Raw genomic sequence first — 16,844 nt, 5'->3', positions numbered from 1 at the left:
CGGGGGCGGGTCCGGTGGGGCGTATCCGCAACGATTCCAAGCTGATGCTCCGACAATAGGCCCCTGCAAACGCGTTTCGCAGGGCCCGCCCGGATGCCGCGCACACGCAGGCCGACCGGGGGCGTCAAGCAAATGGGATGCGGCCGGCGGAATACAATCCCGGCCACGCGGGAATAATAATTGCGGCGCCCCATTGACGAGGATTTCGCAATAGCGGATTTAAGATGCGCCCGCCGCAGACCATCCACGGCCGCCCCTGTGCGGTCGCGTCTTGCCGCCTTCGACGGACGGTCGTCGCGCCCCGGACCATGCGGGGCACAAGAGGTCTGGCCTTGAAGTCTCCTGTCTGGCGTTTAGCCGCCTATGCCGTTGTGATCCTTGTCGGGATTGCCGTTGCGCTGCCCAGTTTCCTGCCCCGTGACCTCACCCGGGTCTTTCCGGCGTGGTTGCCGTCGACACCCGTGGCTCTGGGGCTGGACCTGCGCGGCGGCGCCTCGCTGACCCTGCGCGCCGACGAGGATGCGCTCGCCGCCGGCATGGTGGCCCAGGCCCGCGACGCGCTGACCGAGGCGCTGGCACAGGACGGCCTGCCTGTCCGGGTCGTGGTCGACGACCGCGCCCTGCTGGTGCAGCCGCCGGACCCCGACATGTCCTACGAAGCGCTGCGCGCCACCATCGAGGCCGCGCGCCCGACGTTCCGACGCTCAGCGCTTGCCCGCGCCGAGCCGGTGTTTTCGGTGACCGAGGACGGCAACGGCGGGCTGAGCCTGACGTTGCGCGACGTGGCGCTGGACGCGGCGCAGGCCGATGCCATGGCCCACAGTGTCGAAGTGGTGCGCAAGCGGGTGGACGAGGCCGGCGTCGCGGAACCCTCGATCCAGATGCTGGGGCATGACCGGATCCTGGTGCAGATGCCCGGTGTGACCGATCCGGCGGGCCTGCGGACGCTGCTGGGCAGCACCGCCGCGCTGAGCTTTCACCGCGTGGCGGCCGATCCCGGCCCGGATGCGCCGCTGGCGCCCGGCACGGTGCGGCTGCCGATGGCCGATGGCGCCACCACCCTCGTGGTCGAGACGCGCGTGGCGCTGCGCGGCGAAAGCCTTGTCGATGCCGAGGCGCGCTACAACCCCAAAACCGGCGAGCCGGTGGTCGATTTCCGCTTTGACGCCGAGGGCGCCGTTGTCTTTGGCCAACTGACCAGGGAACTGTCCGGCAAACCCTTTGCCATCGTCCTCGACGGGCAGGTGCTGAGCGCCCCCGTCGTGCACAAGCCGATCATGGGCGGTTCCGGCGCAATCAGCGGCAGCTTCACGGTCGAGCAGACGACGCAACTGGCCGCGCTGCTGCGGGCGGGCGCGCTGCCGGTGCCGTTGCAGGTGATCGAGGAACGCACCGTGGGCGCCGACCTGGGCGCCGATGCCATCGCCGGCGGGCTCTGGACCGGGGTGGCGGGCTTTGGCCTCGTGGCCTCTGTGATGATCCTGCTCTATGGCGGCTGGGGCCTGGTCGCCACCGGGGCGCTGCTGTTGAACGTGATGCTGACCATCGCCGCGCTGACCGTGCTGGGCGCCACGCTGACCTTGCCGGGCATCGCCGGGCTGATCCTGGGCATGGGGCTGGCGGTGGACGCCAACGTGCTGATCAACGAACGCATCCGCGAGGAAACCGCGCGCGGGAAAAAGGCCGCCTCGGCGGTGCAGGCGGGCTTTGACCGCGCCTACCGGGCGATCCTCGATTCGAACCTGACATCGCTGATCGCCACCGGGCTGCTGTTCTGGCTCGGCTCGGGTCCGGTCAAGGGATTCGCCGTGACAATGGGCCTCGGCATCCTGATCTCGCTGTTCACCTCGGTCACCGTGGTGCGCTCGGCGATGGACATCGTTCTGCGGCTGCGCAAGCCGCGGGTCTTTGTCATCCGCTCGCCGCTGGGCGCGCTGCGTGACCGGCCCGTGCCGAACTTCCGCTTCATGCGGATGCGCTTTGTCGGGCTGGCCCTGTCCATAGTGCTGTCCATCGCCTCGGTGGTGCTGTTCGTCACGCCGGGGCTGAACTACGGCGTCGATTTCCGCGGCGGCACTCTGATCGAGGCGCATTTCGACACGCCCCCGGACATCGCCCAGCTGCGCACGACGGTCGAGGCGCTGCGCCTTGGCGACATCTCGCTGCAAGCCGCCGAGGAAGGTCACGGCGTGCTGATCCGTGTCGAAACCCAGCCCGGCGGCGAGGCGGCGCAGGGACTGACTGCCGACCACCTGCACACCGCCATCGCCGCCGATGTGCCGGACGTCCGTTTCGAGCGGGTCGAGATGGTGGGCCCGCGCGTCAGCGCCGAACTGGCCGTCGCCGGCATCCTGGCCGTGGTCGCCGCCAGCCTGGCCATGCTGGCCTACATCTGGGCGCGCTTCGACTGGCCCTTTGCCGTGGGTGCCATCGTCACGCTGGTGCTGGACGTGACCAAGACGGTTGGCTTCTTCTCGCTCACCGGGCTGGACTTTGGCCTGACAGCCGTCGCCGCGCTGCTGACGCTGATCGGCTACTCGGTCAACGACAAGGTGGTGGTCTACGACCGGATGCGCGAGAACATCGCCCTGCACCCCATGATGCCCCTGCGCGACCTGATCGACTTGTCGATCAACCAGACGCTGGCGCGTTCGCTCTACACCTCGGCCACCGCGCTGGCCGCGATGCTGCCGATGGCGATCTGGGGCGGGGTGGCGGTGCAGAGCTTTGCCATTCCGATGGTCTTCGGCATCGTGATCGCCGCGGGATCGTCGGTCTTCATCGCCGCGCCGATCCTGTTGCTGCTGGGCGACTGGCGGGCGCGGCAGGCGTCGACGTCCAATGACACGCTGCCCCCTGACGGCGTGGCCCCCTGACCCCGTTCCGCCCTGCGGTGTTCGCAGGGTTTCACCAGAGAGATCTGACATGCTCCACTCTGCCGCCCTCTCATCCAGTCTCCTCGCGCTGGGTCTCACCTGCGCGATCTACTACTGCAACATCCTTTCGCCGCAGAAAAGCTGGCTGCGCAGCGAGATGATCGAGATGATCCTGCTGTCCGTGCTGACCGGGGTCTTCCCGCTGGCCGCCTCTGCAACCGCCGCCGCGATGTGGCAGGTCGTTTCCGGCGGGCTGAGCCTTCAGGCGCTGCTGTCGGCCGGGTTCGACCTGGGCAGCCTGGCCGCCGTGGTGGCGACCGTCATGATCTTTGTCGCAACCGTCCGGGCGACGCCGCGCACCGCCGTCAAGCCGAACAACGTGACCCCGCTGAAGCCGCGCCCGGTCACGCCGCGCCCCTCGGGCGGCAAGATGCGCAAGGTGGCCTGAGACCTTGCACACCAACGGGCCGCCCGCCATGGCGCGCGCGGCCTGCCCCTGCCCTTCGGTTCGGCGCGCTGCGCCCGACCCGTGGCTTGTCCTTTCGCAAACGGTCCGGGGACGGGCCATGGCGCGGGGCTGGCGGCGGGCCGGGCGGATCGGCTAAGGAACGGTCAGGTCCCGACAGGGACCCCCTTGACCGATCAGGAACGGACCCGCCCCATGAAGACCTACAAGATCGCCGCCATTCCCGCCGACGGCATCGGCCCCGAAGTCATCGCCGCCGGGTTGCAGGCGCTCGAGGCGCTGCAACGCCGGGACGGCGGCTTTGCGCTGGAGGTGACATCGTTCGACTGGGGGTCGGAGCGGTACAAGCGGACCGGCGTGCTGATGCCCGAGGACGGGCCGGAGCAACTGCGGGTCTTCGACGCGATCTTCTTTGGCGCCGTGGGCGCGCCCGATGTGCCTGACCACGTCACCCTCTGGGGCCTGCGCCTGCCGATCTGCCAGGGCTTTGACCAATACGCCAACGTCCGCCCGACCCGGATCCTGCCCGGCATCACCTCGCCGCTGGCCGGGGTCGGCGCCGGCGACCTGGACTGGGTCATCGTCCGCGAGAATTCCGAGGGCGAATACTCCGGCCACGGCGGCCGTGCGCACAGGGGCTTTCCCGAGGAGGTCGGCACCGAAGTCGCCATCTTCACCCGCGCCGGTGTGACGCGGATCATGCGCTATGCATTCCGCCTCGCGCAGGCGCGGCCGCGCAAGCTGCTGACCGTGGTGACCAAGTCGAACGCCCAGCGCCACGGCATGGTGATGTGGGACGAGATCGCCGCCGAGGTGTCACGGGAATTCCCGGACGTCACCTGGGACAAGATGCTGGTGGATGCCATGACCGTGCGCATGGTCAAGGCGCCGCGCAGCCTCGACACCATCGTTGCCACCAACCTGCACGCCGACATTCTGTCGGACCTGGCCGGCGCGCTGGCCGGTTCGCTGGGCGTCGCCCCCACCGCCAACATCGACCCGGAGCGCCGGTATCCCTCGATGTTCGAGCCGATCCACGGCTCGGCCTTCGACATCACCGGCAAGGGCATCGCCAACCCGGTGGCGACCTTCTGGACCGCCTCCCAGATGCTGGAACACCTCGGCGAACCGGACGCCGCCCGGCGCCTGATGCGCGCGGTCGAGAAGATCTGCGCCGATGGCATCCTGACGCCCGACGTCGGCGGGACGGCCACGACGCAACAGGTCACAGACGCGGTCTGTGACGCGATCCGGGGCGAAAACCTCTGAAACGGTGGACTCCAGCCGCGGCTTGAGGCGATTCACATCAGGATAACCATCTCACCGTCTTTGACCTTGCGCTCTGCGCAAGGGATTTGTCTGTTCGGACACAGCCGCAGGAGACAGAGAGATGAGCATTCGGATTGCCGTGATCGGCGCGGGGATCATGGGGGCGGACCACGCGGCGATCGTGGCGCAGGATCTGCCGGGGGCGGTGCTCCAGGTGGTCTGCGACATGGACGCGGCGCGCGCGCGTGCCGTCGCGGATCAGCTGGGCGCCGCGGACGCGGCAAGCGATCCGCAGGCGGTGATCGCCCGGGCGGACGTGGATGCCGTCATCGTCGCCAGCCCGGACTTCACCCATGCGCCGCTGTCTCTGGCCTGCATCGCGGCGGGCAAGCGGGTGCTCTGCGAAAAGCCGCTGTCGCAGTCCTCGGCCGAGTGCCTGACCGTCATGGAGGCCGAAGCGGCCGCCGGCGCGCGGTTCGTCCAGGTCGGCTTCATGCGCCGCTACGACCAGTCTTACGTCGAGATGAAGGCCGCACTGGACGCCGGCACGCTGGGCCGGGCGCTGATGATGCACAACTTTCACCGCAACCTGGCGACGCCCAATGCCGCCTTCACCGGCGCCATGGCAATCACCAATTCGGCGCCGCATGAATTCGACGTGGTGCGCCACGTGCTCGACGTCGAGTACACCGCCATCTCGGCCTGGCAGCCGCGCCGGTCGGACGATGTCGTCGCCCCCGTCGTCATGGTGCTGGAGACCGACGGCGGCCAGCTGGTGACCGTCGAGGTCAACAACAACGCCGCCTACGGCTATGACATCCGTGCCGAACTGGTGGGCGAGGCCGGGTCGGTCAGCATGACCCCGGTCGCCTACACCCGCGCGGACCTGAACCTGTCCAGCGCCACGCGCTACGACAGCGACTGGCGCGGCCGCTATCATGAGGCCTACGTGCGCCAGAACCGCGCGTTTGTCCGCTTTGCCGAGACCGGCATTTTCCCGCAGATCGCCTCCGACTGCTGGGACGGCTACTGCGCGGCGCGCGTCGCCGAGGCCGGCGTGGAGGCCCTGCAAACCGGGCGCAAGACCGCCGTAACCATGATCGAAAGACCGGAGTTCTACGCATGAAACTGGGATTTGTATCCGACAGCCTGGGCGGGCTGTCCTTCGAAGCGATGCTGGACCATGCGGTCCGGCTGGGGGTCTCCGGTGTCGAGGTCAACACCGGCGGCTGGTCCACCGCGCCGCATTGCGACCTGGCCACGCTGACCGCCAGCGCCGAGGCGCGCCGCGCCTTCCGTGCCGCCTTTGACGACCGCGGGCTGGAGATCATCGCGCTGAACGCCAACGGCAACCCGCTGCACCCGAAAGACCGCAGCCAGGCCGACTGCCTGCTCGACACAATCCGGCTGGCCGGCGAGTTGGGCATCGCCAAGGTCTGCACCATGTCCGGCCTGCCCGCCGGCGCGCAGGGCGACAGCATGCCCAACTGGGTGATCTCCAGCTGGCCGCCGGAAACGCAGGAGATCCTGCGCTTTCAGTGGGACGAGGTGCTGCTGCCTTTCTGGGAGGGCGTCGCAGCGGTGGCGCGCGACAGCGGCGTGCGCCGGATCGCGCTGGAACTGCACGGCAACCAATGCGTCTACAACGTGCCCTCGCTGCTGAAACTGCGCGAGATGGTGGGGCCGGTCGTGGGCGCCAACCTCGACCCGTCGCACCTGTTCTGGATGGGCGCGGACCCGCTGGCCGCGGCCGAGGCGCTGGGTGACGCGATCTACCACGTTCACGCCAAGGACACGCTGCTGAACGCGCCGGTGCAGGCCACGACATCGCTGCTGGAGAACGGCTCGCTGCTGGATATTCCGGGGCGGTCGTGGAGCTATGTCACGCTGGGGTTCGGTCATGGCGAAGAGTGGTGGCGGCAGTTCTGCTACCGGCTCAAGTTGGCGGGTTACGATGGCTGGCTGTCGATTGAACACGAGGACGTGCTGCTCAACTCGCTCGAAGGGCTGGAGAAATCCGTCGCCCTTCTGAAGGGCGTCATGCCCGCCGCCCCCGCCGACTTCAAACCGCAGGAGATCTGAGGCCGCCCTGATGCAATCGCCTCATCGCCCGGGCTTCCAGCTGCGGTGAGGAGCATGGATACTCCGGCCAGCCACCCGCCAAACCCGAAGCGGCCAGCGGTGGCACCACCGGAGCCAGGACAGGAGGACATCATGCCGACTTGGATCGACGCCTGCGCCGCAGGCGACATCGACGCCGAGGACGTGATCCGTTTTGATCACGGCACCCGCACCTTCATCATCGTGCGCGACCATCAGGACGGCTATTACTGCACCGACGGGCTGTGCACCCACGAGGCGGTGCACCTGAGCGACGGACTGGTGGTCGAGGCGACCATCGAATGCCCGAAACATTCGTCGATCTTCGACTGCCGCACCGGCGAGGTGGAAACGCCTCCCGCCTGCGAGAACCTGCGCACCTACCCCACCAGGGTCGAAGACGGCCGGGTGTTCGTGCAGCTCTGACCGACATGCTGCCCCGCACCTGATCCGGAGCCTCACGTTCCGGACAGGAGGTCCCGGGTCAAGCCCGGGACGGCGCATCAGGGCGACAAGCCAAGTCTGCCCGCTTGCCGGCTGCGCCGCATTGCTCAGGCAGGACACATCCATCGCCTGGTGCGCCTGCCGGCTGTAGCAGCCTGGCTTTGGCTATGGCTATGGCGTCGGCCCCTGGACCTGGCCGGCATGGGGTATGAGGGGCCGGTGGGGATGGAGGCCCTTGCCAAGGGTGACCCTGAAACCGCGCCGGAGGCGTTTCGGGCGGCCTGCACCTTCGGAAAACGTCGCCTTCAGATGCCGCGCAACCCGTGCAGCGTCAGGTTCGTGACCAGCTGGGCATAGTCTTCACGTGCGGTGCCATCGGCGCCCGCGTTCCACATGTAGTACCAGTTCAGCATGCCAAACACCGACATGGTGGCGGCACGCAGCCTGGGCTTGTCCTGCGCCAGGGGATCTGGCGCGATCTCGCGCAGGATGGCGGACAGGTGCGCCACCATCTCGCGCTGGTAGGCGCGCAGCACCTTTTGCCGGTCTTCCGGCAGCGACTCCAGGCTGGAGATCTGCACCTTGTGATGATCGTCCGCGCCCTGGTAGGCGCGCAGCACCGCGCGCACGGTGTCCAGCAGCCGCTCTTCGGCCGAGGCGCCCGGCCGTGGCGCGCTGCAGACCCGGTCCCGCAGCGTGCGCAGGTAGTTGTCCAGCAGGTCGAACAGCAGCGCGTCCTTGCCCGCGTAATAGTGGTAGATATTCGCCTTGGAGATGCCGCAGCCCGCCGCGACCTGGTTCATCGAGGCGCGGTCATAGCCTTCGGCGGCAAAGACCTGCGCCGCGCAGTTGAGGATCTGCGCGCGTTTCTCATCGTGATCCTTGGCGATGGGGCGTGCCAATTCCGGTCCTTTCTGCCTGCGGCCGGGGCCACCTACGGCGGCTTGGGATGAAATTAGCTGACCGGATGGTCAGTGACAATATCGCAAGGGCTTCAGGCGGCCAGGGACAGCGCCTCGGGCGAATGGCGCGGCAGGCGCTCCAGCAGGGTCGCCACCCGCGCGCGGCAGGCCGGTCCTTGCCAGGCGGCTGGAAAGACGTGATCCGGCAGCTGCGGCGTCTTCAATACGATGCGCCGCCAGCCGTGCACGATGAGCACGCGCAGGATCGCCGCCTGGGTCGCCGTCAGGTCCGCGGGCAGCCGGTCCTGTAGCCGGAATAGCCGCGTCTCGAGGTCCGCAGACAGGGCGACGACCCCCGCATCACAGACCCGCGCGGTCATCCAGCCGGGCAGCGGGGCGTCTGGGTCGAGCCGGGTGGCAAAGGCCTCCGCGCCTGCCGGTGAGCCTGAGGACAGCCGCATGTGCGGGGTCAGCCACAGGTCCGACTCTGCCCCGGGTTGCGGCGCGGCGGGATCGGTCAGCACCAGCCAGGCCTCGCGCGCGGGCGGTTCGCTGGCGTAGATGCGCGGGCTGGCCGCGACCGTCTGCGCCCGTCCCTGCGCCGACAGCCGGTAAAGGCTGGTGCGCCCGCTGCGCTGGCTGTCGATCCAGCCGTCCTTTTTCAGCCGGTGCAGGGCGACGCGCATCGCCTCGGGGCGCACGCCGATGGGCGCCACGATCTGCCCCAGCACGGCCGCCGGGATCGCGGCCCCGTCCTGCGCAAGGTCACCAAACACCGTGACCAGCAGCGACCAGACCCGCGGCAGGTCCGCCCCCCTCAGGTCCACTACCAGCGCGTCGAATGCCCGGTCTTCCATCGTCCTCCGCGGCCTGCTCAGACCCTGTAGGCGTTCATCGTCAGCAACTCGTATTCCGCCACCGTCTCGGCATCCTGGTTGGTCAGGGTGACGTGCCAGCGCACTTCGCCGTACTCATCCGTACGGCGCGTCTTTTGCTTGACCGTCAGGCGCACGTTGAGCGAGTCCCCTGCAACCACCGGCTTCATGAAGCGTAGACCATCCAGACCCGTGTTGGCCAGCACCGGGCCTTCGTTCGGCTCCACGAACAGCCCGGCTGCAAAACTCAGCAGCAGGTAGCCATGCGCGACGCGGCCCGGGAAGAAGGGGTTCCGCTTGGCGGCCTCGTCGTCCATGTGGGCGTAGAAGGTGTCGCCGGTGAACGCGGCGAAATGCTCGATATCCTCCAGCGTGATCACGCGGGGGCCGGCGTGGATCGTCTCGCCGATCTCCAGCGCGTCGAAGCCGCGGGTGAAGGGATGCGCGGGGGCCTTTCGCTCGGGCGTGCCGGGGATCCAGCGCCCGCCGATGGCCGACAACATGGCGGGCGAGCCCTGCACCGCCGTGCGCTGCATGTAGTGCATGACGCCGCGCACGCCGCCCATCTCCTCGCCGCCACCGGCGCGGCCCGGTCCACCGTGGACAAGGTGCGGCAAGGGGGCGCCGTGGCCTGTCGCCTCGGCCATGCTGTCGCGGTCGTTGATGTAGATCCGGCCGTGCCAGGCCGCCGCACCCAGCGCGATGGTGCGCGCGACCTGCGGGTCATGGGTGATGACCGAGGCCACCAGCGAGCCGCCGCCGCGATTGGCAAGCGCCACCGCGTGGTCGAGGTCACGGTAGCCCATGACCGTCGAGACCGGGCCAAACGCCTCGGTGTCGTGCACCCGCTGCGCGGCGTCCGGATCGGCGCAATGGAACAGCATCGGCGGCACAAAGGCCCCCTTGGCCGGGTCGGCCCCCTGCACGTCGAATGCATCCGGGTCGCCGCAGACGCGCTGTGCCTCTTGCGCAATCAGCGCGGCCTTGGCCAGCACGTCGCGCCGCTGTCCGGCAGAGACCAGCGCGCCCATGCGCGTCGCGTCGGCCCTTGGATCGCCGATCACGGTGCCCTTCAGCCGCGCCGAAAGCGCCTCGATTACGGCGTCCACTTGCGCCTGCGGCGCGATTATCCGCCGGATCGCGGTGCATTTCTGACCTGCCTTCACCGTCATCTCACGGTGTGCTTCCTTGATGAACAGGTCAAACTCTGGCGTCCCCGGCACCGCGTCCGGCCCAAGGATCGAGGCATTCAGGCTGTCCTGTTCGGCCACGAAACGCACCGAGCGCGACAGCAGATGCGGGTTCGACCGCAGTTTCAGCGCGGTGTCGGCGGAGCCGGTAAAGCTGACCACGTCCTGCGCGCCCAGATGGTCCAGCATGTCGCCCAGGCCACCCGAAACCAGCTGTAGGGCGCCCTCCGGCAGGATGCCCGACTCCAGCATCAGCAGCACCGCCAGTTCGGTAACATAGCAGGTCGCCGTCGCCGGCTTGACGATCGCAGGCACCCCGGCCAGCAGCGTCGGCGCCAGTTTCTCCAGCATCCCCCATACGGGGAAGTTGAAAGCGTTGATATGGACGGCAACCCCTTGGAGCGGCGTGCAGATGTGCTGCCCCAGGAACTGGCCCGAGCGCGACAGTTGCTCGACCTCGCCGTCGAGGTAGACGTGTCCGTCCGGCAACTCGCGCCGCCCTTTGGAGGCATAGACCAGCAGCGTGGCGATGCCGCCGTCGATGTCCAGCAGGTGATCGCGGGCCGTCGCCCCGGTGGCAAAGGACAGCTCGTATAGCGCGGGCTTGTGCTGTGACAGCATCTGGCCCAGCGCCTTGAGCATCCGGGCCCGGTCATGAAAACTCATCGCGCGCAGGGCCGTGCCGCCCTTTGTGCGCGCGAAGTCCAGCATCGCGCTCACGTCCAGCGCGTCGTTGCCCGCCCGTGCCATGACGGCACCTGTCACAGCGTCGGCGATCTCGCGCGCGCCGGAACCCGGGGCGATCCACTGCCCGGCGGCATAGCTCTTGACGTCAAGAAGGCTCATGTCTTCCTTTCCGCCCGCCACGCGGGCCGGTCATCTCTGTGCAATTCAGGCCGGTTCGGTGAGGCCCAGCCGCGCCAGCGCCGCGTCCAGCCGCGTCTCCCAGGTGCCGCGCATCTCGGCGGCAGAGGCATGGCGCAAACCCCAGGCGCGCAGCTGCGCCATGCGGTCCTGAGACGGGTCGCCAAAGATCACCGCCACGCGCGGCCGCCAGTAGGCCAGCGCCTGGGCGATCTGCGCCCCCTGCCCCTGCGCAATGAGCCGCGCCAGCCCTTCCTCGGCCAGTTCGGTGTGCCGCCGTTCGGCGGGCAGCACCTCGCGCAGCGCCTCGGCGAGGGGCTGGTAGGAGCCTTGCGCCATGTCCTCCAGCTGCACGCAGACCGCGTGCCCCATGGTCAGGTTCATGACGACCGCATCGGTCCAGCCGGCCAGCGGGTAGTTGAACACCGATAGCCGCATGTCATGCGCGCTGCGCGGGTTGCCGGGGGCGGTGTCGCGCGGCAGGCGGTCGGTCCAGGGGTGGGCATTGGCGTAACGGTCGGTGTTGGCGCCGAACTCGCCCATCAGGCGCAGCACCTTGTCGGCGTGATCGGTCTTTTCCAGCACGATCTTGGCCGCGGCAATCCGCTCCTTGATGCCCGGCCCGGCGTTGATCACGTCGGCAAAGCCCGCCGCACCCGCCAGTTCACTGTCGACAAAGCTGCTCATCATCTTCATCAGCTCGGCGCGGTAGCGCGGCGGCACGTTGGCCGGGTTGGTCAGCTTGCCGCCCTGCTCCAGGTAGTCGGCAATGTTCATCTCGTCGGTCATGGCATCCCCCCTTTACTGGTCGTAGTCCACGACCACGCGGTCGGTCAGCGGATAGGCCTGGCAGCTGAGGACATAGCCCCGCTCGACCTCGTAATCCTCGAGCGCGTGGTTGGCGACCATCTCGACCTCACCCTCCAGCACCTTGCATTTGCAAGTGGAGCAGACCCCCGCCTTGCAGGCATAGGGCGCGTCCAGCGCGTTGGCCAATGCCGCCTCCAGCACCGACACACCCTTGTCCATCTCGAAGCTGCGCGAGGTGCCGTCCAGCGTCACCGTCGCCTGGGTGCGTCGCGCGTCCGTGCTTGCCTGCGCCGCCCGCGCCTTTTGCGCCAGCCGCCCGGGCTGGGCCGAGGCAAACAGTTCGAACTTGATCTGGGCATCCGTCAGCCCGTGCGCCTTCAGCGCCTTGGCGATGCCCAGCATCATCGGCTCCGGCCCGCAGATGAAGGCGGTGTCGACCGTGGTCACGTCGATCCAGTGGGCAAAGAGCGCATCGCACTTCTCGGCATCCACCCGGCCCTGGAACAGCTCGATGTCCATGGCGTCGGATTCCAGCACGTGGATGATGTTCAGCCGGCCCATGTAGAGGTTCTTGAGGTCCTCCAGTTCCTCGCGGAACATGATCGTGTTCACGCCCCGGTTGGCATAGACCAGCGTGAAATCGCTGCGCGGCTCTGTCGCCAGCACGGTCTTGAGGATCGACAGCACAGGCGTGATGCCCGACCCGCCGGCAAAGCCCAGGTAGCCGCGCTGCGCGCGCGGGTCCAGGGCGGTGTGGAAGGACCCCATCGGCTCCATCGCCTCCAGCACCATGCCGGGCTTCAGCTCTTCGTTGGCCCAGGTGGAAAAGGCGCCGCCCTCCACCTTCTTGATGCCCACTTGCAGGACACCCTCGCCGCGCCCGGCGCAGATCGAGTAGGAGCGGCGCACCTCTGTCCCGTCAAAGTCGCGGCGAAAGGTCAGGTACTGCCCCTGGATGAAGTCGAACTCCACGCCGTTTACCGGCTGCAGGGTCACGACAACGGCGTCGCGGATGGTCTTTTTCACATCCGTGACAGTCAGCTCATGAAAGCGCGGCATCGGCCACCCTCCTCAGATGCACTTGAAATAGTCGAACGGCTCGAGGCAGTCGTCACACCGCCAATGCGCCTTGCAGGGGGTCGAGCCGAACTGGCTGACCTTCGTCACGTGTTTCGATCCGCAGCGCGGGCACTTGTCCGGCCCGCCCGCCGGCGACGGCGGCGCGATGCCGTAGGCCTCGAGCCTGGACCGGCCCTTGTCGGACAGCCAATCGGTGGTCCAGGGCGGCGCGATGCGGGTCTCGATCCGCACCTTGTCCACCCCCCGGTCGCGCAGCGCCGTCTCGATGTCCATCGAGATCACCCGCGTGGCCGGGCAGCCGGAATAGGTCGGCGTCACCGCCACGCGCAGCGCGTCGCCCTCCCAGGCGACCTCGCGCACGATGCCCAGGTCCACGACCGAGATCACCGGGATTTCGGGGTCCGGCACCTCGTCCAGCCAGCCCCAGACCTGATCGACCGTCGGTTTCATGGCCGCCTACCAGGTGGCGCCGGGATAGGCGCGCTGGAGCCACTGCATCTGGGTCAGCAGGTGGCCCAGGTGTTCGGTGTGACGCACGCCGGTCTTGCCCCCGGAATGGGCAAAGCGGCTGTCGGGGATCACCAGCGTCGCCTCGGCCATGACCTCGCGCACCGCGTCGTCGAAGGCGTCGCGCAGGCTGGAGGGCTGCGGCGCGATCCCGGCCTCGGCCAGCACTTCGCTCACCGCGTCGTCGGTGAACATCTCGCCGACATAGGGCCAGAGCAGGTCCAGCGCCGCCTGCATCCGCCGGTGACTTTCGCTGGTGCCGTCGCCCAGCCCGATCACCGTGTCGCCCGAGCGTTCGACATGGTAGGTCACTTCCTTGACCGCCTTGGCGGCAATGCCCGCCACGCGGTCGTCGGACGAGAACATCAGCGCCTTGAGCAACAGCAGGTGCGCCTGGTCGAACAGGTACTGCCGCATCATCGTCTGGCCGAAATCGCCGTTCGGCTGTTCGGCCAGCAGGACGTTGCGGAAATCCCAGACGTCGCGCAGCATCGCCAGATCATCGGCAGAGCGCCCCTGCCCCTCGACCTCACCCGCCAGGCCCAACCACATCTGCGTCTGCCCGATCAGGTCCAGCGCGGTGTTGGCCAGCGCGATGTCCTCTTCCAGCACCGGCGCATGGCCGCACCATTCGCTGACCCGGTGGCCCAGCACCAGCGTGTTGTCCCCCATCCGGCAGAGGAATTCGAAAAGCGCCGCGTCCCGCGTCATCACATGGCCCCCACTTCGTCCGGAATGTCGAAGAAGGTGGGGTGGCGGTAGATCTTGGACTCGGACGGCTCATACAGCGGCCCCTTGTCCGAGGGCGAGGAGGCCGCGATGTGCCGCGCCTCGACCACCCAGATGCTGACGCCCTCGTTGCGGCGGGTATAGACGTCGCGGGCATTCTTGATCGCCATCTCGGCGTCCGGGGCGTGGAGCGAGCCGACATGCCGGTGGCTCATGCCGTGCTGGCCGCGGATGAAGACCTCCCACAGCGGCCACTCGTGGCGCTTGGGCTTGGACCCGCTTTCGGGCGTGTCGGGGTAGGCAGAATTCGGGGAACTCATGGCGTCATCCTCCCTAAGGTCCGGGGCGCGCCCCGGCAAAATCCTGTTGATGGCAGGCCGCCCATGCGCCCCGCCCGCCCCCTGTCGGGGAAGTTTGCTGGTGGCCGGGCGCTCCGGCCCGCCGCTCACTCTGCGGCGACCTTGCGCGCGGCCTTCTTCTCGGCATGGGCCAGCAGCCCGTCGCGCACCCATTTGCCGTCGTCCCAGGCCTTGTTTCGGGCGGCCAGCCGCTCGCGGTTGCAGGGACCGTTGCCCTTGAGCACGTCGAAGAACTCCGACCAGTCGGGCTGCGAGAAATCGTAGTGCCCGGTCTCCTCGTTCCACTTCAGGTCCGGGTCCGGCACGGTCAACCCGAGGTATTCCGCCTGCGGCACCGTCTGGTCGACGAACTTCTGGCGCAGCTCGTCGTTGGTGTTCATCTTGATCTTCCAGGCCATCGACTGCTCGGAATGCACGGATTCCTTGTCCGAGGGGCCGAACATCATCAGCGAGGGATACCAGAAGCGGTTCAGCGCATCCTGTGCCATGCGCTTTTGTGCCCGGGTGCCCTGCGCCATCTTCATCATGATGTCGTAACCCTGCCGCTGGTGGAACGACTCTTCCTTGCAGATGCGGATCATCGCGCGGCTGTACGGCCCAAAGGAGGTGCGCTGCAGCGGCACCTGGTTCATGATCGCGGCGCCATCCACCAGCCAGCCCACCGCGCCCATGTCGGCCCAGGTCAGCGTGGGATAGTTGAAGATCGACGAATACTTCATCCGCCCGTCCAGCAGCATCTCGGTCAGTTCATCCCGGCTGACGCCCAGCGTTTCGGCCGCGCAGTAGAGGTAGAGGCCATGCCCCGCCTCGTCCTGCACCTTGGCCAGCAGGATCGCCTTGCGCTCCAGCGTGGGCGCGCGGGTGATCCAGTTGCCCTCGGGCAGCTGGCCGACGATCTCGGAATGCGCGTGCTGGCCGATCTGGCGGATCAGCGTCTTGCGGTAGCCCTGCGGCATCCAGTCCTTGGGCTCGATCTTTTCGCCCGCGTCGATGCGGGTCTGGAAGGCGGCAAGCTTTTCCGGGTCTTCCCGCGACGCTTCCGACTTGATCATCTGTGCGTACATGGCAGAGACTCCCTGCTCGTGAAATTCAAACCCGTTCGAGGACGATGGCCGCCCCCTGGCCGACACCGACACACATGGTGCAGAGCGCGTAGCGCCCGCCCGACCGGCGCAGCTGATGCGCCGCCGTCAGCACCAGCCGCGCGCCGGACATGCCCAGCGGATGACCCAGCGCGATGGCGCCGCCCTGCGGGTTCACCCGGGGGTCGTCATCCGCCACGCCCAGTTCCCGCAGCGTCGCCAGCCCCTGTGCGGCAAAGGCCTCGTTCAACTCTATCACATCCATCTGGTCGATGGTGAGTCCCAGCCGCGCCAACACCTTGCGGCTGGCCGGCACCGGCCCGATCCCCATGACGCGCGGCGCCACCCCGGCCGAAGCCATGCCCAGCACGCGGGCCATGGGCGTCAGCCCCTGCGCCTGCACTGCCGTTTCGGAGGCCAGCAGCACGGCCGCAGCCCCATCGTTCACGCCGCTGGCGTTGCCCGCCGTCACGGTCAGCTCCGGCCCGTTCACGCCCTTGAGGCGTGCCAGCGACTCGGCCGTGGTGCCGGGGCGCGGGTGTTCGTCGGTGTCCACCACCAGCGGATCGCCTTTGCGCTGCGGGATCTCCACCGGGACGATCTCATCCGCGAACAGCCCCGCCGCCTGCGCCGCCTCCCAACGGGTCTGCGACCGCGCGGCAAAGGCATCCTGGTCAGCACGGCTGATGGTGTAGTCGGCGGCGACGTTGTCGGCGGTCTGAGGCATCGAGTCGGTGCCGTACATCGCCTTCATCCTGGGGTTGACAAAGCGCCAGCCGATCGTCGTGTCGTAGACCGCGTTGGCGCGGGTAAAGGCGGTGTCGGCCTTGGGCATGACAAAGGGCGCGCGGCTCATGCTTTCGACGCCACCGGCGATGCACAGGTCGTAGTCGCCCGCCTTGATGCCCCGGGCGGCAAAGCCCACCGCGTCCATCCCGCTGGCGCACAGCCGGTTGACCGTGGTGCCCGGCACGTCCTCGGGCAGACCGGCCAGCAGCGCCGCCATGCGCGCGACGTTGCGGTTGTCCTCGCCCGCCTGATTGGCCGAGCCGTAGATCACCTCGTCCACCGCAGCCCAGTCGACGGAGGGGTTGCGTGTCATCAGCGCCCGGATCGGCAGCGCCGCAAGATCGTCGGCCCGGACCGAGGACAGCGCCCCGCCATACCGCCCGATCGGCGTCCGCACCCCGTCGCAGATGAAAGCATCCATGGACGACAGTCCTCCCGTTAATCGACCACACGGTCGGATTAGGGCATTCGAAAGATTCGCGCAAGAGAAGAGTTACAAATC

General features: G+C 68.1%; 16 protein-coding genes. 6 read left to right on the top strand and 10 right to left on the bottom strand.

The genetic code is table 11. The features are described 5' to 3' along the window. Positions 1-332 precede the first annotated feature (332 nt). From secD to MAA8898_RS13510, 6 genes are all read left to right on the top strand, one after another. Complete coding sequence (gene secD / locus MAA8898_RS13535) at positions 333-2,876, top strand: protein translocase subunit SecD (protein WP_094021566.1); 2,544 nt, start codon at positions 333-335, stop codon at positions 2,874-2,876. Positions 2,877-2,925: 49 nt separating this feature from the next. Next, positions 2,926-3,324, top strand: coding sequence for a hypothetical protein (locus MAA8898_RS13530; RefSeq protein ID WP_094021565.1), 399 nt, complete (start codon positions 2,926-2,928; stop codon positions 3,322-3,324). A 213-nt stretch (positions 3,325-3,537) separates the two neighbouring features. Continuing rightward, entirely contained in the window at positions 3,538-4,611 is a 1,074-nt protein-coding gene (locus MAA8898_RS13525; RefSeq protein ID WP_094021564.1) for a tartrate dehydrogenase, read from the top strand. Between the two features lie 121 nt (positions 4,612-4,732). Then, positions 4,733-5,737, top strand: coding sequence for a Gfo/Idh/MocA family oxidoreductase (locus tag MAA8898_RS13520; RefSeq protein WP_094021563.1), 1,005 nt, complete (start codon positions 4,733-4,735; stop codon positions 5,735-5,737). After that, on the top strand, positions 5,734-6,693 hold the full coding sequence (locus tag MAA8898_RS13515) for a sugar phosphate isomerase/epimerase family protein (protein WP_094021562.1): 960 nt from the start codon (positions 5,734-5,736) through the stop codon (positions 6,691-6,693). The genes MAA8898_RS13520 and MAA8898_RS13515 overlap by 4 nt, the downstream gene beginning before the upstream one ends. 132 nt (positions 6,694-6,825) lie before the next feature. Further along, positions 6,826-7,137, top strand: coding sequence for a MocE family 2Fe-2S type ferredoxin (locus tag MAA8898_RS13510; RefSeq protein WP_094021561.1), 312 nt, complete (start codon positions 6,826-6,828; stop codon positions 7,135-7,137). Positions 7,138-7,460: 323 nt separating this feature from the next. Here MAA8898_RS13510 and MAA8898_RS13505 read toward each other — a convergent pair whose 3' ends face one another. From MAA8898_RS13505 to pcaF, 10 genes are all read right to left on the bottom strand, one after another. After that, positions 7,461-8,057 (bottom strand): TetR/AcrR family transcriptional regulator, encoded by a 597-nt coding sequence (locus MAA8898_RS13505; protein WP_094021560.1) that lies wholly within the window; start codon positions 8,055-8,057, stop codon positions 7,461-7,463. Between the two features lie 92 nt (positions 8,058-8,149). Then, positions 8,150-8,914, bottom strand: a complete 765-nt coding sequence (locus MAA8898_RS13500; RefSeq protein ID WP_094021559.1) for a PaaX family transcriptional regulator C-terminal domain-containing protein — start codon at positions 8,912-8,914, stop codon at positions 8,150-8,152. Between the two features lie 17 nt (positions 8,915-8,931). Further along, a complete protein-coding gene (gene paaZ / locus MAA8898_RS13495; protein ID WP_094021558.1) occupies positions 8,932-10,968 on the bottom strand; it encodes a phenylacetic acid degradation bifunctional protein PaaZ in 2,037 nt (678 codons plus the stop codon). A 45-nt stretch (positions 10,969-11,013) separates the two neighbouring features. Then, entirely contained in the window at positions 11,014-11,775 is a 762-nt protein-coding gene (locus tag MAA8898_RS13490) for a Phenylacetic acid catabolic protein (RefSeq protein WP_094021557.1), read from the bottom strand. Between the two features lie 12 nt (positions 11,776-11,787). Beyond that, the gene (paaE, locus tag MAA8898_RS13485) at positions 11,788-12,855 is read right to left on the bottom strand and encodes a 1,2-phenylacetyl-CoA epoxidase subunit PaaE (RefSeq protein ID WP_094021556.1); all 1,068 of its coding nucleotides are present in this window, start codon (positions 12,853-12,855) and stop codon (positions 11,788-11,790) included. Positions 12,856-12,867: 12 nt separating this feature from the next. Then, on the bottom strand, positions 12,868-13,326 hold the full coding sequence (gene paaD / locus MAA8898_RS13480; protein WP_094021555.1) for a 1,2-phenylacetyl-CoA epoxidase subunit PaaD: 459 nt from the start codon (positions 13,324-13,326) through the stop codon (positions 12,868-12,870). Positions 13,327-13,332: 6 nt separating this feature from the next. After that, a complete protein-coding gene (gene paaC / locus MAA8898_RS13475; RefSeq protein WP_094021554.1) occupies positions 13,333-14,094 on the bottom strand; it encodes a 1,2-phenylacetyl-CoA epoxidase subunit PaaC in 762 nt (253 codons plus the stop codon). Continuing rightward, a complete protein-coding gene (gene paaB, locus MAA8898_RS13470) occupies positions 14,094-14,327 on the bottom strand; it encodes a 1,2-phenylacetyl-CoA epoxidase subunit PaaB (protein WP_245853425.1) in 234 nt (77 codons plus the stop codon). Before paaB ends, paaC begins: the two co-directional genes overlap by 1 nt. 230 nt (positions 14,328-14,557) lie before the next feature. Continuing rightward, on the bottom strand, positions 14,558-15,535 hold the full coding sequence (paaA, locus tag MAA8898_RS13465) for a 1,2-phenylacetyl-CoA epoxidase subunit PaaA (RefSeq protein WP_094021552.1): 978 nt from the start codon (positions 15,533-15,535) through the stop codon (positions 14,558-14,560). Positions 15,536-15,560: 25 nt separating this feature from the next. Next, entirely contained in the window at positions 15,561-16,763 is a 1,203-nt protein-coding gene (gene pcaF / locus MAA8898_RS13460; protein WP_094021551.1) for a 3-oxoadipyl-CoA thiolase, read from the bottom strand. Positions 16,764-16,844 lie beyond the last annotated feature (81 nt).

Origin of the sequence: Antarctobacter aquimaris (assembly GCF_900184945.1) — a bacterium.
GTDB lineage: Bacteria > Pseudomonadota > Alphaproteobacteria > Rhodobacterales > Rhodobacteraceae > Maliponia > Maliponia aquimaris.
The sequence above is the reverse complement of the archived record's forward strand: the minus strand, read 5'-3'. Positions and strand labels throughout refer to the sequence as shown.